Here is a 21,820-nt window from a genome sequence, read left to right as displayed (position 1 = left end):
CCGGGCCCTTCGGCAGCCGTCGGGCGGGACGCTTACCGCGCCGCGTCCGGGTGGACCGACTCCGTCACCGGGCGGTCCTCCGTGGCGGTCTTCTTCTCGACCGGCTTGCGGAGCTGGATGTTCAGCTCGCGCAGGCGGGACTCGTCGAGTTCCGTCGGGGCGCCCATCAGGAGGTCCTGGCCGTTGCCGTTGAGCGGGAAGGCGATGATCTCGCGGATGTTGGGCTCGTCGGCGAGGAGCATGACGATGCGGTCGACGCCCGGGGCGATGCCGCCGTGCGGCGGGGCGCCGTACTCGAAGGCGCGGAGCATGCCCGCGAACTCGTGCTCGACCGTCTCGCGGGAGTAGCCCGCGATCTCGAAGGCCTTGAACATGATCTCGGGCTCGTGGTTCCGGATGGCGCCGGAGGAGAGCTCGATGCCGTTGCAGACGATGTCGTACTGCCAGCCGAGGACGTCCAGCGGGTCCTGGGTCTCCAGGGCCTCCAGGCCGCCCTGCGGCATGGAGAACGGGTTGTGCGAGAAGTCGATCTTGCCGGTCTCCTCGTCCCGCTCGTACATCGGGAAGTCGACGATCCACGCGAAGCGGAAGACGTTCTCCTCGAACTGGCCGGCGCGCTTGGCGGCCTCGACCCGGACCGGGCCCATGATCTTGGAGACCTCGTCGAACTCGCCCGCGCCGAAGAAGACGGCGTGGCCGGGCTGGAGGCCCAGGCGCTCGGTGAGGACCTTGACGTTCTCCTCGGTGAGGAACTTGGCGATCGGGCCGGTCAGGGCGTTGCCCTCGCCGACGCGGACCCAGGCCAGGCCCTTCGCGCCGAGGGAGACCGCGAAGTCACCGAGGGAGTCGAAGAACTTGCGCGGCTGGTCGCCGGTGTTCGGGACGGCCAGGGCGCGGACGTGCTTGCCGGCGAAGGCCTTGAACTCCGACGCCTCGAAGACGTCCGAGATGTCGACGAGCTCCAGGGACGTGCGCAGGTCGGGCTTGTCGTTGCCGTACTTGAGCATCGACTCGCGGAACGGGATCCGCGGGAACGGCGAGGTGACGTGGCGGCCGCCGCCGAACTCCTCGAAGAGCTCCGTCATGAGCTTCTCGATCGGCTGGAAGACGTCCTCCTGCTCGACGAAGCTCATCTCGACGTCGAGCTGGTAGAACTCGCCGGGCGAGCGGTCGGCGCGGGCGTCCTCGTCGCGGAAGCAGGGCGCGATCTGGAAGTACCGGTCGAAGCCGGAGATCATCAGCAGCTGCTTGAACTGCTGCGGCGCCTGCGGCAGCGCGTAGAACTTGCCCGGGTTCAGGCGGGACGGGACGACGAAGTCGCGGGCGCCCTCGGGGGAGGTCGCGGCGAGGATCGGGGTCGCCATCTCGTTGAAGCCGAGGGCCACCATCTTGGAGCGGATGGAGGCGATGACGGCGGAGCGCAGCATGATGTTGCGGTGCATGCGCTCGCGGCGCAGGTCGAGGAAGCGGTACTCCAGGCGCCGCTCCTCGTTCACACCGTCGTCGGTGTTGATGGTGAAGGGGATCTGCTTGGCGGCGCCCAGGACCTCGACCTCGGTGGCCTCGATCTCGATCTCGCCGGTCGGCAGCTCGGGGTTGACGTTCTCCGCGCCGCGGGAGACGACCTTGCCGTCCACGCGGACGACGGTCTCCTTGGTCAGCTTGTCGAGGACCTCGGCGGCGGGCGTGCCGGGCCGGGCGACGAGCTGCGTGATGCCGTAGTGGTCGCGCAGATCGATGAAGAGGATGCCGCCCAGGTCGCGCCGATTGTGCAGCCAGCCGCTCAGCCGGACGTCGGTGCCGACGTCAGAGGCGCGGAGCTCGCCGCAGGTGTGGGACCTGTACCGATGCATCGTCGTTCATCCAGTCTTCGGGATCTTGGGGTGGGTCGCCGCCGGCCGTGACCGCTGTCACAGATGTCACAGGACACGAGGGCAGACCCACCCAGAGTACCGGCCGGGCCAAGATCGCATCTCGAATACCCTCGGTGGCGGCCCGCTGTCCGATATTCATAAAGTGGGGCAATGCGCACCGAGGACGTCCTGGCCGCGATCGCGACCGGCCTGTGGCGCTGGGACAACGCGTCCGGGATCGTCTCGCTCGACGCCGAGGCCGCCCGGCTGCTCGGGCTGCCCGCCGAGCCCGTGCGGCTCACCGAGGCGGCCGTACGCTCCCGTTTTCATCCGGTCGACTGGAACGAGATCGACGGGGTGGTCAACCTTGCCGTCGCCGAGGGCACCCTCGCCGAGGCCCGGCTGCGGATCATGGACGAGCACGGACGGGTGATCCGTACCGTACGGAGCAGGTCGAAGCCGCTCATCGAGGGGAACGACTACCAGCTGGTCGGCACCCTCCAGGAGGTCGCCGAGCAGCTGCCGGGCACCGCCGCCCGCACCCCCATCACCGGCGACTGGCGCCGCTCCCGCGAGGCCTTCCTCCTCGACGCCGGGCGGGCGCTCGCCGAGGCGCGGTCGACGGCCGAGGTGCTGCGGGTGGCGGCCTCGCTGTCGATGCCCGGCTTCTCGCCGGACGGGCTCGCCGTCTTCGGGGTGGCGGGCGAGCGGCTGACGATCATCGGGCACCACGGGCACAGCGAGGGCGACGAGGGGCCGTTCTCCTCGATGTCGCTGGACACGGACTATCCGGCGGCGGAGGTCGTACGGACCGGGCGGGCCATCTATCTGCCGACGCCCGAGGAGTACCTGCGCCGCTTCCCCACGACCTGGCCGCTCGCGCAGCGCTTCGGGCGCCGCTCCTGGGCCTTCGTGCCGCTCGTCGTCGCCGGTCGCACGATGGGCGCCTGGATGGCGGCCTTCAAGCACCCGGTGGCGTTCACGCCCGACGAGCGTTCCGTGCTGACGACCGTCGCGCGGATGCTCGCGCAGGCCCTCGCACGCGCGGGCGTGGCCGAGTCCGAGCGCGAGCTGTCGCTCGGGCTCCAGCGGACGATGATGCCGGTCCTCGGGCCGGGCATCCCCGGCATCCAGGTCGCCGCGCGGTACGTGCCGACCGGCGGCGGCCTCCAGGTCGGCGGCGACTGGTACGACATGATCCGACTGCCCGGCGGCTCCTCCCGCGTCGGCGGGCACGGCCCGGGCCGGATCGCCCTCGTCATCGGTGACGTGCAGGGCCACGACGTGCGGGCCGCCGGCCTGATGGGGCAGCTGCGGATCGCCCTGCGCGCGTACGCCTCCGAGGGCCACCGGCCGGACGCGGTCCTCGCGCGCGCCTCCCGCTTCCTCTACGGGATCACGGACGGCGACGACGGGGACGGCGGCGGTCCGCGCTTCGCGACCTGCCTCTACCTGGAGGTCGACCTGGAGACGGGGACGGTCGACATCGCGCGCGCGGGGCATCCGGACCCGGCGGTACGGATGAACGACGGAACCGTTCTCCTCAGGCCCACGGCCGGCGGGCTGCCCCTCGGCATCGACCCCGACACCGACTACCCCACCACCCGGCTCACCCTGGACCCCGGCGAGACCCTCATGATCTGCACCGACGGCCTCCTGGAGACCGGCGGGCACGACCTGGACAGCGGCTGGGAGCGCGTGCGGCAGCTCCTGGAGTCCCACGACGGCGACGACCTGGAGCGGCTCGCCGACGCCCTCGTGGAGGCCGTCCACGGCCCCGGCTCGCACCACACGACGGGCCCGCTCGCCGACCGCCGCGAGGACGACATCGCCGTCCTGCTGCTCTCCCGCCGACCCGCCGGCGCCGTCCAGGAGGCCCCGCGCCGCACCCTGATGACGATCGCCCAGGCGGAGCCGGAACGGATCGCCGAGGCGCGCGAGCAGGTCCGGCAGCTGCTGCACGACTGGTCGGACGAGGACCAGCTCGACGCGGCGGTCCTGATGGTCTCCGAGATGGCCACGAACGTCCTCGTCCACACCGACGGCGACGCGCTCCTGGTGGCGGAGGTCGCCTGCGGCGAGAAGACGCGGCGGCTGCGCGTGGAGGTCTCCGACGGCAGCGACGAGCTGCCGCACAAGCGGCACCCGGGCGAGATGGCGTCGAGCGGGCGCGGCCTGGTCCTGATGGAGATGCTGGCGGACGCGTGGGGCGTCGACCCGCGGGGCGAGGGCAAGGCGATCTGGTTCGAGCTGAACGAACCGGAGCCGGAGGGGGGCTGCTGCCGGTAGCCCCGGCGGGGCGGTGCCCCTCCCGCCACCCGCTCGTGTGGGCAATCGTCCCGCCCCACCCACCCGCCCGTGTGGGCAGTCGTCCCGCCGGGGCGAGGGGGTCCCCCTGCTCGAGCGAAGCCGAGAGCTTGGGGGAGGGTGGGCACACGGGACGGCGCCCTCAGCGGCGCCTCCGCCTTCCGCGCCTGGACCCGCACCACGTTGCACGGCTCGCATGCGGTGCGGGTTCAGGCGCGAAAGCCTCGGGCGCCGGCAAAGGCGCCGTTCCGTTGTGCCCACCCGTTCCGCCCCGGCGGAACGCATGCCCACAACGGGGCGCGAGGGGCGGGACCGCCCCGACGGGACGCATGCCCACAACGGGGGTGGGCACCACCCCCGCGCGCGTACCCCCTCCGTGCGGCGCAGACTGGTGTCGTACGGCCGCCGGGGGGACCACGGAGTTCGCCATGGACACCCACAAGGTCGGCAGTGACACCACCGTGCTGGCCGACAGCCTCGAAGCGCCCGGGGTCGGGCACATCCCCGTCAACGCGTACGTCCTCACCGCCGCCGAACCCGTCGTCGTCGACACGGGGCTCTCCCTGGCCGACCGGAACTTCGTCAACACGCTCGGCTCGGTCGTCGACCCCGCGGACATCCTCTGGATCTGGCTCACCCATCCCGACCGGGACCACACGGGCGGCATCTTCGACCTGCTCGTCGCCGCGCCCCGGGCGAAGGTCGTCACCACCTTCCTCGGCGCCGGGATCATGACCACGGAACGCCCGCTGCCGATGGAGCGCGTGTACTTCCTGAACCCCGGCCAGTCCCTCGACGTCGGCGACCGCATGCTGCACGCCTTCCGGCCCCCGCTGTTCGACAACCCGGCCACGGTCGGCTTCTACGACGAGAAGACCCGGATCTGCTTCAGCTCCGACTGCTTCGGCGGGCCGATGCCGACCGTCGAGCTGGCGGAGAGCGGGCACGCGAACGACCTCAAGCCCGAGGAGCTGCGGCGGGCCCAGCTGGTGTGGGCGACCCTGGACAGCCCGTGGGTGCACATCGTGGACCCGGCCAAGTACCGGGCGACGATCGACCCGCTGCGGGACATGGCCCCGGAGATCGTGCTGTCCACCCATCTGCCGCCGGCGGTCCGGATGACGACGTCGATGATCGACACGATCACGATGGCCCCGGACGCGGATCCGTTCGTCGGCCCCGACCAGGCGGCGCTGGAGCAGATGCTCGCGTCCTTCGAGCCGGGCGGCCTGCCCGCGGCGACCTGAGCGGGAGCCCCGGCCGGGCCCGGCTCTCCGGGGTCACCCGTGGCCCGGTGTCTCGTATCTCGTACGGAGCTCCCCGAGGATCCCCGTCGCGGCGGCCGTCAGCGGGACGGCGAGCAGCATGCCCAGGACGCCCGCGACGGACGCGCCGGCCGTGATCGCCAGCATGACCACGGCCGGGTGCATCTGCACGGTCCTGCTCTGGACGAGGGGCTGGAGGACGTGGCCCTCGACGACCTGGACGGCCAGGACGACGCCGAGCACCCACAGGGCGATGACGAAGCCGCGGTCGGCGAGGGCGACGAGGACGGCGATCGCGCCGGAGAGGAAGGCCCCGAGGTACGGGATGTAGGCGGTGACGAAGACGAGCGCGGCGAGCCCCACGGCGCCGGGCACGTCGAGGACGACCAGGCCGACGCCGATGAGGACGGCGTCGACGAGGGCGATGAAGGTGGTGCCGCGCATGAAGCCCTCGACGGCTTCGAAGGCGCGGCGCGCCATGGCCTCGACGAGGTCGCCGGTGCCGCGGGGGGCGAGGGAGCGCAGGGCGCCGGCGGCCCGGTCGGAGTCCTTGAGGAAGAAGAAGATGAGGAACAGGGCGAGGACGGCGGTGGCGAGCATCTGGCCGACGACGCTGAGGCCGCTGATGACGCCGGAGGCGGCGGTGCCGCCGAACTCCCTGAGGAGCTTCTCGGCGTTCCCGGCGAGGTCGTCGAGGGAGGTGCCGGCGGCGCCGAGGTGGTCGGCGATGTCGGAGGCGGCCCGCCGGAGCGAGGCGATGATCTGGTCGCCGGTGTGGATGAGGGCGACGACGACGACGTACGTGGCGCCGCCGACGACCACGAGGACGGCGACGACGGTGAGCGCGGCGGCGAGTCCCCTGCGCACCTTCATCCGCAGCAGGCGCCGGTGGAGCGGTCCGAGGAGGGCGGCGCCGAGGATCGCGAGGAGGACGGGGGTGACGGCCGTCTTGAAGACGACGCAGAGCCAGACGAAGACGGCGGCGACCCCGGCGGCGAGCAGCAGGACGACGCACCAGGCGGCAAACCGGCGGGCGGGTTCGGGGAGCAGGGGCTCGGGAGGGAGGGGCGCTCGGCTCGGCTGCACCCGACCACCGGACCACGTCCGTCGGCGTGTCGTCGTGCGCTGACGGGCCGTCCGGGTGACGGCCCGTCAGTGGTGCGGGATCGTGCTCACTCGCCCATTCCGTGGACCGCCGGGATCGTGCCGAGGCGGCCGGCCTGGAAGTCCTCGAAGGCCTGGCGCAGTTCGGCCTGGGTGTTCATGACGAACGGGCCGTAGTGGGCCATGGGCTCGCGGATCGGCTGCCCGCCGAGGAGGACGACCTCCAGGTCCGGGGTGTTGCCGTCCTGCTTCTCGTCGGCGCGGACGGTGAGCGAGCCGCCCTTGCCGAAGACGGCGGTCTGTCCGGTGTGGACGGGGCGCCGGTCGGTGCCGACGGTGCCGCGGCCAGCGAGCACGTACGCGAGGCCGTTGAAGTCCTCGCGCCAGGGCAGGCTGATCTCGGCGCCGGGGCGCAGGGTGGCGTGGATCATCGTGATCGGGGTGTGGGTGACGCCGGGGCCGTCGTGGCCGTCGAGCTCGCCGGCGATGACGCGGAGCAGCGCGCCGCCGTCGGGGGTGGTGAGCAGCTGGACCTGGCCGCCGCGGATGTCCTGGTAGCGGGGGGCCATCATCTTGTCGGAGGCGGGCAGGTTCACCCACAGCTGGAGGCCGTGGAAGAGGCCGCCGCTGACGACGAGGGACTCCGGCGGGGCCTCGATGTGGAGGAGGCCGGAGCCGGCGGTCATCCACTGGGTGTCGCCGTTGGTGATGGTGCCGCCGCCGCCGTTGGAGTCCTGGTGGTCGAAGGTCCCGTCGATGATGTAGGTGACGGTCTCGAAGCCGCGGTGGGGATGCCAGGGCGTGCCCTTGGGCTCTCCGGGCGCGTACTCCACCTCACCCATCTGGTCCATCATGATGAACGGGTCGAGGTACTGGTAGTTGATCCCGGCGAACGCACGGCGCACCGGGAAGCCCTCGCCCTCGAAGCCCGAGGGGGCCGTGGTGACGGCGAGCACGGGGCGGGAGGCGGCGTCGGCGGGGGCGGCGACGCGCGGCAGGGTGAGCGGGTTCTCGACAGTCACAGCGGGCATGACCGGACCTCCTAGGTGCGACCTTGTACGACCACTTTAGTTGAAGACTGAACTTTCTGCCACCCGGAACGCGGAACGCCCGGGAGGAATTCCTCCCGGGCGTCCCCTGTGCGTCCAGCGTCCGTCAGCCGTACATCCGCCGCATCGCGAAGTCGACCATCTGCTCCACGGCCTTCGCGTCGAAGACCATGCGGTGGTCGCCCTCCATGTCCAGGACGAAGCCGTAGCCGGTCGGCAGCAGGTCGATCACCTCGGCCCCGGTGATCACGAAGTACTTCGACTCCTTGCCCGCGTACCGCCGCAGCTCCTTGAGCGAGGTGAACATCGGGATGACCGGCTGCTGGGTGTTGTGCAGGGCCAGGAAGCCGGGATTGTCGCCGCGCGGGCAGTAGACCTTGGAGGTCGCGAAGATCTGCTGGAAGTCCTCGGCGGCCAGCGTGCCGGTCGTGAAGGCGCGCACGGCGTCCGCGAGGGAGGGCGGCGAGGGCTCCGGGTACAGCGGGGGCTGCTGCTGGGCGTAGCCGCCGCCCTGCATGCCGGCCTGCATACCGCCCTGCGGCGCGTACTGCCCCTGCTGGGGCGGGGGCGCGTACTGCTGCTGGGCACCCGGGTTCTGGTCGTAGCCGTACATGCGGCCCAGACTATCGACCGGCGGGCCGCGGGGCAGTCGCACGGACTGCTCTCGCCCTCCTTCTTCGCACCGCACGGGCTCTCTTGCTAGGTTCGCGGAAGCAATCAGGCCACCACGGGGGTGACAGATGGCGCTCGACGCCAGATGGCAGGAGATCATCGGCGAACAACCGGCCACGATGAGCCTCGCGGGGCTCGCCGCCCCGGACGGCGGGGGCGGCGGCGGACCCGACCTCAAGACCGACGTGGGCCCCTGGCACAGCGCCGGGAACACCGCGGGCGAGCTGAGGACCTCCACCTCGAACTCGGTCACCGACCTGGACACGGCCAACGAGGGCGTCACCGGCTCCACCGCCGGCTTCGACTCCTCCGCCGCGCTCACCGAGATCCTCGGCACCTGGAAGACCCGCCTCACCGCCGTCCGCGACGAGTGCGGCCGGCTGGAGGGCGCCCTCAAGGCCGCCGGACGCGACTTCGGCGAGCGCGAGGAGGACACCAGGCGAAAGGTGGCCACGGAGGGTCAGCAGCAGTCCGGTCAGTCCGGCCAGAAGAAGGAGGGCTGATCCCGCATGCCCACCTGGCAGCAGCTCCGCGACGTGAAGCTGAACGAGTACACCGACGCCGCCGACGGCTGGGGCAAGGTCAGCTCCCGCGCCAACGCGGACAAGGACCGCGTGGACAACGGCATGTTCGCCAAGATCCACGAGACCCAGAAGGGCGAGACGGCGGACCGGGCGGGCGCCGACGTCCAGCAGCTCTCCCGCAACTACCAGTACCTGCACACGGAGTGCGGTCTGGTCCGTACGGCACTCAACGGGCTCGCCTCCGAACTCGCCGCCCCGCAGAAGAAGCTGAAGCAGGCGCTGGAGGACGCGGAGAACCTCAAGTTCACCGTGAACGCCGACGGTACGGTGACCTACCCGACCCAGTCGTCCGTCCTCCTCCCGGGCAACAACACCGCGCACGACGGCGCTCCCATCCCCTATCTCCCCGGCAAGGCCGAAGGCATCGGCAGCGCCGACGCCAACAAGGGCAAGGCCGAGGACATCGCCCAGCGCATAGGCGACGCCGTCCGCGAGGCCACCGAGATAGACGGCCGCTACGCCGCCGCCCTGCGCAACCTCAAGGCCGAGCCCGGGCTGACCGTCAGCGACGCGACCCTCGCGGACGCCGCCAAGGACACCAAGGCGATGCAGGACGCCGCCGGCAAGTACGCCGACGACGGCAAGATCCCGCACGGCAAGTCCCCCCAGGAGAACGCCGACTGGTGGAACGGCCTCACCCAGGAGCAGCGCGACGAGTACGCGACGCTCTACCCGGCCTCCGTCGGCGCCCTGGACGGCATCCCCTCCGCCGTCCGCGACGACGCCAACCGGATGGTCCTCGCGGAGACCCGCGCCCAGACCCAGCTCGACCTCAACGCCATCCCGAAGCAGCCGCAGGAGTACCTGCCGAACCCCAGCGGCTCCTACCCGGCGGTCATCAAGAACCCCGAGTGGCGGGACTGGAACGACAAGTACGGCGACCGAAAGAAGAAGCTGGAGGCGGACCTGAAGGGCATGAACGCCATCCAGGACCGCTTCGACCGCACCGGACGGTCCGAGAGGCCCGGCGAGAAGCCGCTGCCCGAGGCGTACCTCCTCGGCTTCGACACCCAGGGCAACGGGCACGCGATCGTCGCCAACGGGAATCCGGACACCGCCACGCACACCGCGATGTACGTGCCCGGCACCACGTCCAACCTGGAGGGCATCGGCGGCGACATCAAGCGCATGGAGACCCTCTGGCGGGCCAGCGACAACCTGGCGAACGGGCAGAGCGTCTCCACGATCACCTGGCTCGGCTACGACGCCCCGCAGAACATCGTCAAGGACGCGCCCTTCAGCCACTACGCGGACGACGGCGCCCCCAAGCTGAACAACTTCGTGGACGGCCTGCGCGCCACCCACCAGGGCGAGCCGTCGCACCTGACGGTCACCGGCCACAGCTACGGCTCCACGGTGGTCGGCTCCGCCGCCCGCCAGGGGACGCTGCACGCCGACGACATCTTCGTGGCGGGCAGCCCCGGCATGCAGGTGGGCAGCGCCACCGACCTGGACGTGCCCAAGGGCCATGTCTACGCGGCGGAGGCGGACAGCGACCCGTACCTCAAGGGCCTGCACCTCCCCGGCCCGCTCAGCGGGCTCACCGACGACAAGTACGGCGGCTTCAACATCCCCTTCGTCACCAGCGACCCGGTGCCGGACCTCGGCGGCTGGGGCCACGCCCCGAAGAAGCTCGACATCGACGTCCTGCCCTCGTGGCTCGACGGCGACGGCGCGAGCGTCGTGAAGACCCTGACCCCCACCAACCCCGACTTCGGCGCGCACATCGTGGCGACGGACGGCTCCCGCGGCCACAGCGGCTACTGGGACAACGGCACCGAGAGCCTGAACAACCAGGCCCGTGTCGTCACCGGCCGGTACAAGGAAGTGACCACCCAGTGACCACCCGCTCCCTCTCCTCCGCCCTCTCCGCGGCCGCCGTTCTCCTTCTCCTGACGGGATGCAGCACCATGAGCAACGACGGCGGCAGCGGCGGCCTGCCCTACGAGCCGCAGCACAAGACGGTCGCCGAGGCCAAGGACCTGGTCCGGGCCCAGTCCAGTGCGATCTTCGACGCGGCCGGCCTGCGCGAGGCGAACAACGGCGCCCCCGACGCCGCGCCCTGCGACGGCGTGGACCACGGCTTCCGGGTCCGCCACTTCTGGTCGATGTACGCGCCGACCGCCGACGCCCTGAAGCAGGCCATGGACCGCCTGCACCGGGACCTGCCGGCCAAGGGCTGGAAGGTCCAGCGCTTCGAGCCGGCGAAGTCCGAGGCCAAGCAGCTCCAGCTGGACGTCGAGCACGAGAAGGACCACCACACGGCGACGATCGAGCTGCTGCTCCCCTCGACGTACGAGGACGCCTCGAAGTGGGAGAAGGCCTCCCGCGACAGCCTCTCGGTCTCGGTGACCTCGCCGTGCTACGTGGACCCCGCGTACGAGGTGGGCGACTGATATCAGGCGGGTGGCCGAGGGGCGACTGAGAGACGGCTGAGAGACGACTGAGGGGCGCGTCACAGACTTCGGTCCCGGTTTGGGGTTGCCGTTATTACCGGTGGGTAGCATCATCGTAGAGAGCGTGAGCTACTCACCGGTAGTACGTCTACGAGGACATCCGCCTCCCCGAGCCTTTACGGAGCCGTCGCCATGGGGCACTACAAGTCGAATCTCCGCGACATCGAGTTCAACCTCTTCGAGGTCCTCGGCCGCGACAAGGTGTACGGCACCGGGCCGTTCGAGGAGATGGACGTCGAGACCGCCAAGAGCATCCTCGACGAGATCCGCCGCCTCGCCGAGAACGAGCTCGCGGAGTCCTTCGCCGACGCCGACCGCAACCCGCCGGTCTTCGACCCGGAGACCAACACCGCGCCCGTCCCGGCCACCTTCAAGAAGTCGTACAACGCCTTCATGGAGTCCGAGTACTGGCGCCTGGGCATCCCGGAGGAGATCGGCGGCACCGTCTCCCCCCGCTCCCTGATCTGGGCCTACGCGGAGCTGCTCCTCGGCTCGAACCCGGCCATCTGGATGTACTCCTCCGGCCCGGCCTTCGCCGGCATCCTCTACACCGAGGGCAACGAGGCGCAGAAGAAGGTCGCGCAGATCGCCGTCGAGAAGCGCTGGGGCTCCACCATGGTCCTCACCGAGCCCGACGCGGGCTCGGACGTCGGCGCCGGCCGCACCAAGGCCATCCAGCAGGAGGACGGCTCCTGGCACATCGAGGGCGTCAAGCGCTTCATCACCTCCGGTGAGCACGACATGGAGGAGAACATCCTCCACTACGTCCTCGCCCGCCCCGAGGGCGCCGGCCCCGGCACCAAGGGCCTGAGCCTCTTCCTCGTCCCGAAGTACGAGTTCGACTGGGAGACCGGCGAGCTGGGCGCCCGCAACGGCGTCTACGCCACCAACGTCGAGCACAAGATGGGCCTCAAGGCCTCCAACACCTGCGAGATGACCTTCGGCGATCAGCACCCCGCCAAGGGCTGGCTGATCGGCGACAAGCACGACGGCATCCGCCAGATGTTCCTCATCATCGAGTTCGCCCGCATGATGGTCGGCACGAAGGCGATCTCCACCCTCTCCACGGGCTACCTCAACGCCCTGGAGTACGCCAAGGAGCGCGTCCAGGGAACCGACCTGGCCAACTTCATGGACAAGGCCGCGCCCAAGGTCACCATCACGCACCACCCCGACGTCCGCCGCTCGCTGATGACGCAGAAGGCGTACGCCGAGGGCATGCGCTCCCTCGTCCTCTACACGGCCTCCGTGCAGGACGAGATCGCGATCAAGGAAGCGGCCGGCGAGGACGCCAAGGCGCTCCACGGCCTGAACGACCTGCTCCTGCCGATCGTGAAGGGCTACGGCTCCGAGAAGGGCTACGAGCAGCTCGCGCAGTCGCTCCAGACCTTCGGCGGCTCCGGCTTCCTCCAGGAGTACCCGATCGAGCAGTACATCCGGGACGCCAAGATCGACACCCTCTACGAGGGCACCACGGCCATCCAGGGCCAGGACTTTTTCTTCCGCAAGATCGTCCGCGACCAGGGCGCCTCCCTGAACGCGCTGTCCGAGGAGATCAAGAAGTTCCTCGCGGTCGGCACCGGCGGCGAGGAGCTGGCCGGCGCCCGCGACGCGCTCGCCAAGGCCGCCGTCGACCTGGAGGCCATCGTCGGCAAGATGATCACCGACCTCACCGCCACCGGCGAGGACGTCAAGAACATCTACAAGGTCGGCCTCAACACCACCCGCCTGCTGCTCGCCTCCGGCGACGTCGTCGTCGGCTACCTGCTGCTGAAGGGCGCGACCGTCGCCGCCGAGAAGCTGGCCGCCGGCGCCACCGGCAAGGACGTCGCCTTCTACCAGGGCAAGATCGCGGCCGCGAAGTTCTTCGCCGCCAACGTCCTGCCCGGCGTCTCCGCCGAGCGCGCGCTGGCCGAGGCCGTCGACGGCTCGCTGATGGACCTGGACGAGGCCGCGTTCTAAGACGCGCCTCGCTCCGACCGAACGGCCCGTCCCCGGGGAGGGGGGCGGGCCGTTCTTGCTGCCCGGGGCCGGATCCGCTCCGGCCCGGTCCCGATGCGCCCTTTCCGGGGTCCCGTATTCGAAATCCGGTTCCTGCGTAAGGTGAACCCCATGAGCAGCGCAGCTTCCCGTCCCACCGCCGGCCCCTTCGACCGCGGCCACACCGACGACCTGATGGCCTTCCTGACGGCCTCCCCCTCGCCGTACCACGCGGTGGCGAGCGCCGCCTCACGCCTTGAGAAGGCCGGCTTCCGGAAGGTCGAGGAGACCGCGGCCTGGGACGGCACGAGCGGCGGGAAGTACGTGATCCGCGGGGGCGCGATCATCGCCTGGTACGTGCCGGAGGGCGCCACCGCCCACACCCCGTACCGGATCGTCGGCGCCCACACCGACTCCCCCAACCTGCGCGTCAAGCCGCAGCCCGACATGGGCGCCCAGGGCTGGCGCCAGGTCGCCGTCGAGATCTACGGCGGGACCCTGCTCAACACCTGGCTCGACCGCGACCTCGGCCTCGCCGGCCGCCTCACCCTCCGCGACGGCAGCCACCACCTCGTCAACGTCGACCGGCCGCTGCTGCGCGTCCCGCAGCTCGCCATCCACCTCGACCGCCAGGTCAACGACGGCCTCAAGCTCGACCGCCAGCGCCACATGCAGCCCATCTGGGGCATCGGCCAGGTCCACGAGGGCGACCTGATCTCCTTCGTCGCCGCCGAGGCCGGCGTCGACGCCGAGGACGTCAGCGGCTGGGACCTCATGGTCCACGCCGTCGACGCCCCCGCCTACCTCGGCCGCGACCGCGAGCTCCTCGCCGGCCCGCGCATGGACAACCTCGTCTCCGTCCACGCCGGCGTCGCCGCGCTCGCCTCCCTCGCGGGCCGCGACGACCTCCCGTACATCCCGGTCCTCGCCGCCTTCGACCACGAGGAGAACGGCTCCGAGGCCGACACCGGCGCCCAGGGCCCCCTCCTCGGCAACGTCCTGGAGCGCTCGGTCTACGCCCGCGGCGGCTCCTACGAGGACCGGGCCCGCGCCTTCGCCGGCACGGTCTGCCTCTCCTCCGACACCGGCCACGCCGTCCACCCCAACTACGCGGAGCGCCACGACCCGACGCACCACCCGCGCGTCAACGGCGGCCCGATCCTCAAGGTGAACGTCAACCAGCGCTACGCCACCGACGGCAGCGGCCGCGCGGTCTTCGCCGCCGCCTGCGAGAAGGCGGGGGTGCCCTGGCAGTCCTTCGTCTCCAGCAACGACATGCCCTGCGGCACCACGATCGGCCCGATCACGGCCGCCCGGCACGGCATCTCGACCGTCGACATCGGCGTCGCGATCCTCTCCATGCACAGCGCCCGCGAACTCTGCGGCGCGGACGACCCGTACCTCCTCGCGAACGCGCTGGTGGCGTTCCTGGAGGGCTGAGTCCCGTCCGCGGAAACATCCGCGAAAGCCCCCGCCTGGCAGCGTCGTCCTCATGCATCGTCATGAGGGCCCCTCGCGGGGGAAGTTCGCCGTCGGCGTCACCGTCGCCGTCGTGCTCGCCACGGCGGCGGCGGGCGTCCTGATCGGCCAGTACAACGAGCGGCCCCCGTGGGGCACGGACATCGCCTACGAGGGCGGCTTCGTCCAGGCCTCGCGGATCCGCGGCTACGACATCGACGGCTCGCGCACGAAGGCGCTGCTCGCCGGCGAGTGCGCGCTCATGGAGCGGCAGGGCATGGGCGGCGAGCGGGCCGTGCACGACCCGGCGGCCTGGGTGGAGGGGTGCCTGGACGGGGCCGCGGGGCGCCCGTCCAGGAACCAGGGGATCGTGCGCTGACTAGCCGTCCATGCCGGCGAGGATCAGCGGCAGCCGGGCGACGCCGTCGGCCGTGACCTTCACCGGGACGCCCCAGTCCTGCTGGTGGACGTGGCAGGCCGGGTACTCGTTGGCCGGGTCGTCGTCGCAGGACGCGGCCATCGCGGACACGTGCAGCACGCCCTCGGTGACCTCCGGGTTCAGGTCCAGCTCCCGGAAGAGGTCCGTTCCGGTGCCCTCGCCGCCGAGCAGCAGCTCCGGCGGGGTCGAGGAGACCAGGAGCCGGGTCGAGGGGCCGTACCGCTCGTCCAGCTTCTGCCCGGTCGGCGCCTGGAAGACGACGTCGAGCCGGAGCCGTCCCGGGGCGACCTCGGTGGCCTCACGCCGCGTGCGGTGGGCGACCGCCTCGACCTGGACGGCCTCCTCCGGGAGCCGCAGCCGGGTCAGCCGGTGCCGGGCGGACTCGACGACCACGATGTCACCGCCGACGAGGACCGCGTCGCTGGGCTCGCGCAGATCGGTGGCGAGGGTGGTGACCTCGCCGGTGGCGGGGTCGAAGCGGCGCAGGGCGTGGTTGTACGTGTCGGAGACGGCGACCGAGCCGTCGGGCAGGGCGGTCACGCCCAGCGGGTGCTGGAAGAGGGCCTGGTCGGCGGCGCCGTCGCGGTGGCCGAAGTCGAAGAGGCCGGTGCCGACCGCCGTGTGCACGACGCCCTCGGTGTCGATCCAGCGCAGGGCGCTGGTCTCGGAGTCGGCGATCCACAGCCGGTCCTCGGTGGCCGCGAGCCCGGAGGGCTGCGCGAACCAGGCCTCGGCGGCGGGCCCGTCGACGAGCCCCTCGTTCGTCGTCCCGGCCGCGACCTCGACGGTCCGCGTCTCCGGGTCGTACGTCCACAGCTGGTGCACACCGGCCATGGCGATCCACACCTTGCCCTGCCACCAGGCGACGTCCCACGGCGAGGAGAGGTCGACCTCGAGGGCGGGGCCGGCGGTCGGGGACCCCTGCCACCACTGCTTCCCGGTGCCGGCGACGAGCTCGATCGTCCCGCTCTCCGGGTCGTACGTGCGCAGGGCGTGGTTCACGGTGTCCGCGACGACGACCTTGCCGCCGGGGAGGAGCGCGAGGCCCTGCGGCTCCCGGAAGACCCCCTCGCCGATCCGCCGCACCACGGTCTCGCCGTCCTCGGCCAGTTCGACGAGCTGGTGCCGGGTGGTGTCGGAGACCAGGAAGTGCCCGTTCTCCAGGGTGACGGCCTTCCCGGGGAAGCGCAGGTCGGTCGCGACGGGCTCGGGCGCCACGTACGGCCCGTCGCCGCGCCGCAGCGTCCCCTTGGCCTCGTGCTCGGCCTCCAGCTCCTCGACCAGGGTCCGGATCGCGTTGGCGTGCCCCTCACCGGCGTGCTGGGCGACGACGTACCCCTCGGGGTCGATCACGACGAGCGTCGGCCACGCCCGCACGGCGTACTGCTTCCAGGTCGCGAGCTCCGGGTCGTCGAGCACGGGGTGGTGCACCTCGTACCGCTCGACGGCGTCGACGACGGCCTGGTGCTCGGCCTCGTGCACGAACTTCGGCGAATGCACCCCGACGATCACGAGCGTGTCGCGGTGCTTCTCCTCCAGGTCCCGCAGCTCGTCGAGGACGTGCAGGCAGTTCACACAGCAGAAGGTCCAGAAATCGAGCAGAACAACTTTTCCTCGCAGGTCGGCGAGGGTCAGTTCTTCTCCGCCCGTGTTGAGCCAGCCGCCCTTGCCGATCAGCTCGGGGGCACGGACACGGGCACGTCGGGGCGCGTGGGTGGGCGCGGAGTCGTTCATGGTTCAAGGGTGCCGTACGGGTGGAAAACGGGGGCCGGGTGGGGGGCCGGGGCGTGTCCCGGGGCCGGGCGGGCCGGGGGCGGGCGGTGGCATGGGGCGCATGACGCGTGCGGGCAGATCATCGGACTATTACGGCCGTCGGGTGAGCGGTGGGCTGTTGGTGGCGGTGCTGCTCGCGCTGCCCGGCGCCGACGCGTGGGCCGGTGGGGCCGGGGACGGGGCCCTGCGGATGACCGTCACCGTGAACGAGCGCTCCGACAGCGCGGAGCGGCCGCCGACGGTACGGGTCGGGGCGCAGGTCGTGAAGCGGTACCTGCTGGAGAACCTGGGCGAGGCGCAGGTGTACGGGGTACGGGTCGTCGACCCCGGCGTGCCCGACGGGGCCGTACGGTGCCCCCGGCAGCAGCTCGCCGCGCTCCGGGAGATGGAGTGCGTCGCCCGTTTCCGCGCCCTGCCCGGGGTGCGCCTCGCCACCGCGCGGGCCCAGGGTGACGTCCCCTCCCTCGACGTGCTGAGCAGCGCGACCGCCCGCTCCGGGTACGCCGGCGTCGCCGGGGACCTCACGCTCACCGAGCGGGTCTCGGTCGGGGGCGGCCGGGCCGCCGTCACGTACACCGTGGCCAACCGGGGCAACCGCCCCCTCCACGCCGTACGCGTCGTCGACACCGCCCTGCGGCTCGGCCCCGGCGCCGTCGACTGCGGCGGGCGCGCCGGGACCGTCGCCCTGCTCCCCCCGGGCGCCTCGGCCCGCTGCACGGCCACCGTCCGGCGCCCGCCGGGCACCCACCGCAGCACCGGACTCGCCACCGGCAGCGACCGGGTCCCGACCCTGGACGCCGGGGGCGCTCTCGTTCCCGCGCCGACGCTCACCGCACGCTCCTCCACCGCTTTCACCGTCCTTTCGCCTGCGCGGGGGGCAGGGGGAGGAGGAGATGGGGGGAGTGGGAGCAATGGGGGGACCGGGGTGGTCGGGGCTGCCGGTGGCTCTGGGGTGGCTGGGGGCGCTGGCACTACTGGGGCTGTTGGGGCTGCTGGTGTGGCTGGGGCTTCCGGGTCTTCTGGGATGGCTGGGGCTTCCGGGACCGCTGGGGCCGCCGGTGCTCCCGGAGCGGCCGGAGCTCCCGGAGCTCCCGGAGCTCCCGGAGCTCCCGGAGCTCCCGGAGCGGCCGGGCAGGCCGCCGGGGTCGCCGGGGCTGCTGGTGCCGGGTCCGCCGGTGCCTCTGGTGCCTCTGCTGCCGGGTCCGCCGGTGCCTCTGGTGCCCCGGGTGCTCCGGCGGTTTCGGGTGCCGTTCCCGGAGCCGTTCCTCAAGCCGTACCGCCCGCCGCTCCGCCCGCGCTCCCCCCGTCCGTACCGCGGACCGCCCCGCTCCGCGTGCCGCCGGCAGCGCCCCGTACCGCCGCCCCCGTCCCCGTGGGCCCTCCGCAGGACGTACCGGAGACGGGGCTCGCGACCGGCGACCGGCAGCAGCAGCAGCAGCGGGTCGAGGCCGTGCCCGACAACGAGGGGTTTCTCGGGCGGTTGCGGCGCCGGGCGCGGGAGGCGCACGAGTTCGGGGTCGTGGCGATGCTGCTGCTGCTCCTGATCCCGGCGGCCGTCGCGGCCGCCCTGCTCGGCAGCCGGGTGAAGTGACGTGGCCCTGTTCGAGACGCTCGTCGTCGTCCTCGGCGTCGCGCTCGTCGCCGCCCTCGGCGTCGTCGCCAAGACCAGGTTCTTCCCGGTCGGCGCGGACGAGGAGCCGCGCGAGGACGTCGCCGAGTACATCGCCATGATGGTCTCGGTCCTCTACGCGGTGGTGCTCGGCCTCTGCCTGGTGTCCGTCTGGGACACCCGTAGCGACGCCGCCGACAACGTCCAGGTCGAGGCGAGCGCCCTGCACCAGACGTACCTGCTGGCGGACGCGCTCCCCGCCGCCCAGCGGCAGCCGCTGCGGGACGCGGCCCGGGCGTACGCCGATCACGTCGTCGGCACCGAGTGGCCGGCGATGGCGGAGCGCGAGCCGCTCGACCCGTCCGGATGGCAGCTGCTCGACCGGCTCCGGAAGGCGGGCGAGGTGGGGGACACGGCCAGGGTGCCGGAGCAGATCGCCGCCCAGGAGGTGCTGGCCCAGCTCGGCTACGTCGACGACGCGCGGCGGGGCCGGGAGGCGGCGGCGCAGGAGCGGCTCTCCCCCGTGCTGTGGACGGGCCTGCTGATCGGCGGCGCCCTGACCCTGGCGTTCATGTTCCTCTTCGGGATCAAGAGGAGTACGACGCACGTGGTGATGGTGATGGGCCTTTCGGGGTTCATCGCCTTCACGGTGCTGCTGATCCATCAGCTCGACTCGCCGTTCGGGTCGGCGCTGGGCGCGTCACCGGACGCGTTCACCCGTTACTTCGGGTGAGAAGTGCCCCGGGCCGGGCACACATAGGCGCGTGAAATATCTCGTACGGGACAAGATCTTCGCGATCGGCGACGACTACTGGATCGAGGACGAGCAGGGCCGCCACGCCTTCCTCGTCGACGGCAAGGCCCTGCGGCTGCGCGACACCCTGGAGCTGAAGGACCCCGACGGGCAGGTCCTCGTCACGCTGCGGCAGAAGATGTTCAGCCTGCGGGACGCGATGACGATCGAGCGGGACGAGCAGCCGCTCGCGACCGTCCGCCGCAAGCGGCTCTCCCTGCTCCGCAACCACTACCGGGTGACGCTCGTCGACGGGACCGGACTGGACGTCAGCGGCCGGATCCTGGACCGGGAGTTCACCGTCGAGTACGAGGGTGAGCTCCTGGCCCACATCTCCCGGCAGTGGTTCCACGTCCGCGAGACGTACGCGGTGAACGTGGTCCGCGAGGACGCGGACGCGGCGCTGCAGATCGCGGTCGCCGTGTGCGTCATCCGGATGGCGGAGCGGGAACGGGAGGACTGAACCGGGCCGGCCTGCGCTCGGCCGGGCCTCCCTTCGTCCCTGCCCGCGCTCAGCCCGCCTTGGCGAGTGCCTGCTCCAGGTCCGCCCAGAGGTCCTCGACGTGCTCGATGCCGACCGAGAGCCGGACCGTGCCGGCGCCGATGCCGGCCGCGGCGAGCGCCGCCGCGTCGAGCTGGTGGTGGGAGGTGGACGCCGGGTGCATGACCAGCGTCTTCACGTCGCCGAGGGAGACGCTGAGGGAGGCGAGCCGTACCGCCTCGACGAAGGTGCGGCCCGCCTCCCGGCCGCCCGCGAGGTCGACCGAGACCACCCCGCCGCCGCCGGCGGGCAGCAGGCGTGCGGCGATCGCCCGGTCCGGGTGGCTCGCGAGGGCCGGGTGGCGGACGGCCTGGACCGCCGGGTGCGCTTCGAGCCGGGCGGCGAGTTCGGCGGCGCTCGCGCACTGGCGCTCCATGCGCAGGGACAGGGTCTGCATGCCGCGCAGGGTGAGCCAGGCGGCGAACGGGTCGGTGGACGCGCCCTGTTCGACGGAGTGGTGGCGGACCCTGTCGTACAGCTCGGGGTCCTTGAAGACGGCGACGCCGCCGAGGACGTCGGCGTGCCCGGCCAGGTACTTGGTGGCGGAGTGGACGACGATGTCGGCGCCGTGGTCGAGGGGGCGGCAGAGCAGCGGGGAGGCGAAGGTGTTGTCGACGGCGACGGGCACCCCGGCCTCGGCGGCGACGGCGGCGAGCGCGGGCAGGTCGGAGACGCGGGTGGTGGGGTTGGCGATGGTCTCCAGGTAGAGGAGGCGGGTCTCGGGGCGCAGGGCCGCCCGCACCTCCTCCGGGTCGTTGCCGGAGACGTACGTGACGTGGACGCCCCAGCGGGCGGCGAGGTCGGTGAGGACGGCGTACGTGCCGCCGTACAGGCAGGTCTGGGCGATGACGTGGTCGCCGCTGGAGAGCAGGCCGAGGAGGACGCCGTTGACGGCGCCCATGCCGGAGGCGAAGGACCGTGCGGCGGCCCCGCCTTCCAGTCGGGCGACGGCGTCCTCCAGGGTGCGGACGGTGGGGTTGCCGAGGCGGGCGTAGAGGAAGGCGTCCGGCGAGGTGAACCCCTCGGCGAGGGCGTCGGCCGAGCCGAAGGCGAAGACGTGGCCCTGGTGCAGGGGCACGCCGAGGGGCCTGCTGCCCGTGACCTCGACGTGCGGCGGGTGGACGGCGAGGGTCTCGGGGCGGGGGGACACGGGTTCGGCGTGGGTCATGAACTCAGTCTGCGCAAAGGCCGTTTGTCTTCCCAGGTCCAATCCCGGCGGATTGGTTCTGCCTTGCGCCCCGTGCGTCACCACGAAAACATGCGGGGGGGGGAGGAAGGCCGCGCGGCGGACACGATCGAGAACGAGCCGGAGCCGGAGAGATGCACACCCAGGTGACACCGTTCGACCTCCGGGCGTGGCAGGAGGGGAACCGGCACGACCACCGGGCCGGCTGGAAGGGGGTCTCGCCGGAGTTCGGCGAGATCACGCTGAGCTGTCCCCTTCCCCGTACCTCTCCCGAGTCGATCGTCTCGGAGGTACGCGGCGGACTCCTGCCGACCGCCTCCTTCGAGGTGCGCGGGGCGCACGTCGAGGGGATCAGGCTGCCGACCCTCAACCGCTTCACGCTGCGGGTCGGCGACCGGGTGGTGTACGTGACGCGGAACCGTTTCGGCGTCACGTCGGAGCAGCGGGCCCTGGCGATGCGGTACGCGGGCGATGACTACCGGCTCGCCGCCCTCGACAAGCACGGCTACGTCCTGACCCGCGCCGCCGACGACGAGGACCCCGGCGTCACGATCACCGTCCGCGAGACCGGGCGCGGCAAGGGCCGCGGGCTCTCCGTGCGCGTCGGGGGGCGGGCCGAGGGCGGGGACCTCGCCCTCGGTCTGGTCTTCGCCGGTGTCGACCGCTCCGCCCTGACGCGGATCGGGGCGGTGAGGGCGGGGCTCTCCCGGGCCACCCACTTCTGGGCCGAGGCCGGTTACTGAAGCCGCCC

18 protein-coding genes are annotated in these 21,820 nt (G+C 72.0%); 12 read left to right on the top strand and 6 right to left on the bottom strand.

What is annotated here, in order from left to right; translation table 11 throughout:
* Positions 1 to 32: 32 nt before the first annotated feature.
* Positions 33 to 1,853, bottom strand: a complete 1,821-nt coding sequence (gene aspS, locus BLW86_RS19460; RefSeq protein WP_093875211.1) for an aspartate--tRNA ligase — start codon at positions 1,851 to 1,853, stop codon at positions 33 to 35.
* A 171-nt stretch (positions 1,854 to 2,024) separates the two neighbouring features.
* On the opposite strand from aspS, the gene BLW86_RS19455 reads away from it, so the two are divergent.
* A complete protein-coding gene (locus BLW86_RS19455; protein ID WP_093875210.1) occupies positions 2,025 to 4,142 on the top strand; it encodes a SpoIIE family protein phosphatase in 2,118 nt (705 codons plus the stop codon).
* Between the two features lie 446 nt (positions 4,143 to 4,588).
* The gene (locus tag BLW86_RS19450) at positions 4,589 to 5,407 is read left to right on the top strand and encodes an oxygen-binding di-iron domain-containing protein (protein WP_093875209.1); all 819 of its coding nucleotides are present in this window, start codon (positions 4,589 to 4,591) and stop codon (positions 5,405 to 5,407) included.
* A 33-nt stretch (positions 5,408 to 5,440) separates the two neighbouring features.
* On the opposite strand, the gene BLW86_RS19445 is transcribed toward BLW86_RS19450, so the two are convergent.
* The 3 genes from BLW86_RS19445 to BLW86_RS19435 all read right to left on the bottom strand — a co-directional run bounded on the left by BLW86_RS19445 (position 5,441) and on the right by BLW86_RS19435 (position 8,191).
* On the bottom strand, positions 5,441 to 6,511 hold the full coding sequence (locus BLW86_RS19445; RefSeq protein ID WP_093875208.1) for an AI-2E family transporter: 1,071 nt from the start codon (positions 6,509 to 6,511) through the stop codon (positions 5,441 to 5,443).
* Between the two features lie 86 nt (positions 6,512 to 6,597).
* Positions 6,598 to 7,560, bottom strand: a complete 963-nt coding sequence (locus BLW86_RS19440; RefSeq protein WP_093875207.1) for a pirin family protein — start codon at positions 7,558 to 7,560, stop codon at positions 6,598 to 6,600.
* Positions 7,561 to 7,684: 124 nt separating this feature from the next.
* Positions 7,685 to 8,191: an SseB family protein gene (locus tag BLW86_RS19435; protein WP_030692374.1), complete on the bottom strand. Its 507-nt coding sequence runs from the start codon at positions 8,189 to 8,191 to the stop codon at positions 7,685 to 7,687.
* Between the two features lie 127 nt (positions 8,192 to 8,318).
* Here BLW86_RS19435 and BLW86_RS19430 point away from each other — a divergent pair, with 127 nt between their 5' ends.
* The 6 genes from BLW86_RS19430 to BLW86_RS19405 all read left to right on the top strand — a co-directional run bounded on the left by BLW86_RS19430 (position 8,319) and on the right by BLW86_RS19405 (position 15,107).
* On the top strand, positions 8,319 to 8,753 hold the full coding sequence (locus BLW86_RS19430) for a hypothetical protein (RefSeq protein ID WP_093875206.1): 435 nt from the start codon (positions 8,319 to 8,321) through the stop codon (positions 8,751 to 8,753).
* 6 nt (positions 8,754 to 8,759) lie between these two features.
* Positions 8,760 to 10,676: an alpha/beta hydrolase gene (locus BLW86_RS19425; protein WP_093875205.1), complete on the top strand. Its 1,917-nt coding sequence runs from the start codon at positions 8,760 to 8,762 to the stop codon at positions 10,674 to 10,676.
* A complete protein-coding gene (locus BLW86_RS19420; protein WP_093875204.1) occupies positions 10,673 to 11,230 on the top strand; it encodes a hypothetical protein in 558 nt (185 codons plus the stop codon). Before BLW86_RS19425 ends, BLW86_RS19420 begins: the two co-directional genes overlap by 4 nt.
* A gap of 192 nt (positions 11,231 to 11,422) precedes the next feature.
* Positions 11,423 to 13,252, top strand: a complete 1,830-nt coding sequence (locus BLW86_RS19415) for an acyl-CoA dehydrogenase (protein ID WP_093875203.1) — start codon at positions 11,423 to 11,425, stop codon at positions 13,250 to 13,252.
* A 150-nt stretch (positions 13,253 to 13,402) separates the two neighbouring features.
* Positions 13,403 to 14,710, top strand: a complete 1,308-nt coding sequence (locus BLW86_RS19410; RefSeq protein WP_093875202.1) for a M18 family aminopeptidase — start codon at positions 13,403 to 13,405, stop codon at positions 14,708 to 14,710.
* Positions 14,711 to 14,762: 52 nt separating this feature from the next.
* The gene (locus BLW86_RS19405) at positions 14,763 to 15,107 is read left to right on the top strand and encodes a hypothetical protein (protein ID WP_093875201.1); all 345 of its coding nucleotides are present in this window, start codon (positions 14,763 to 14,765) and stop codon (positions 15,105 to 15,107) included.
* Here BLW86_RS19405 and BLW86_RS19400 read toward each other — a convergent pair whose 3' ends face one another.
* Positions 15,108 to 16,901, bottom strand: a complete 1,794-nt coding sequence (locus tag BLW86_RS19400; RefSeq protein WP_093875200.1) for an NHL domain-containing thioredoxin family protein — start codon at positions 16,899 to 16,901, stop codon at positions 15,108 to 15,110.
* Between the two features lie 1,372 nt (positions 16,902 to 18,273).
* On the opposite strand from BLW86_RS19400, the gene BLW86_RS42070 reads away from it, so the two are divergent.
* Genes BLW86_RS42070 through BLW86_RS19375 form a run of 3 tightly spaced genes read left to right on the top strand, consistent with a single transcriptional unit; the run spans position 18,274 to position 19,805 of the window.
* The gene (locus BLW86_RS42070; protein WP_093875198.1) at positions 18,274 to 18,531 is read left to right on the top strand and encodes a hypothetical protein; all 258 of its coding nucleotides are present in this window, start codon (positions 18,274 to 18,276) and stop codon (positions 18,529 to 18,531) included.
* Position 18,532: 1 nt separating this feature from the next.
* Positions 18,533 to 19,282, top strand: coding sequence for a bestrophin-like domain (locus BLW86_RS19380; protein ID WP_093875197.1), 750 nt, complete (start codon positions 18,533 to 18,535; stop codon positions 19,280 to 19,282).
* A gap of 31 nt (positions 19,283 to 19,313) precedes the next feature.
* Entirely contained in the window at positions 19,314 to 19,805 is a 492-nt protein-coding gene (locus BLW86_RS19375) for an LURP-one-related/scramblase family protein (RefSeq protein ID WP_093875196.1), read from the top strand.
* Positions 19,806 to 19,854: 49 nt separating this feature from the next.
* On the opposite strand, the gene BLW86_RS19370 is transcribed toward BLW86_RS19375, so the two are convergent.
* Complete coding sequence (locus BLW86_RS19370; protein WP_256341352.1) at positions 19,855 to 21,051, bottom strand: trans-sulfuration enzyme family protein; 1,197 nt, start codon at positions 21,049 to 21,051, stop codon at positions 19,855 to 19,857.
* Between the two features lie 152 nt (positions 21,052 to 21,203).
* Between BLW86_RS19370 and BLW86_RS19365 the strand changes: the two genes are divergently transcribed.
* Positions 21,204 to 21,812, top strand: a complete 609-nt coding sequence (locus BLW86_RS19365; protein ID WP_093875195.1) for a hypothetical protein — start codon at positions 21,204 to 21,206, stop codon at positions 21,810 to 21,812.
* Positions 21,813 to 21,820 lie beyond the last annotated feature (8 nt).

This window comes from Streptomyces sp. TLI_105, from assembly GCF_900105415.1.
Classification (GTDB): Bacteria; Actinomycetota; Actinomycetes; order Streptomycetales; family Streptomycetaceae; genus Streptomyces.
The sequence above is the reverse complement of the archived record's forward strand: the minus strand, read 5'-3'. Positions and strand labels throughout refer to the sequence as shown.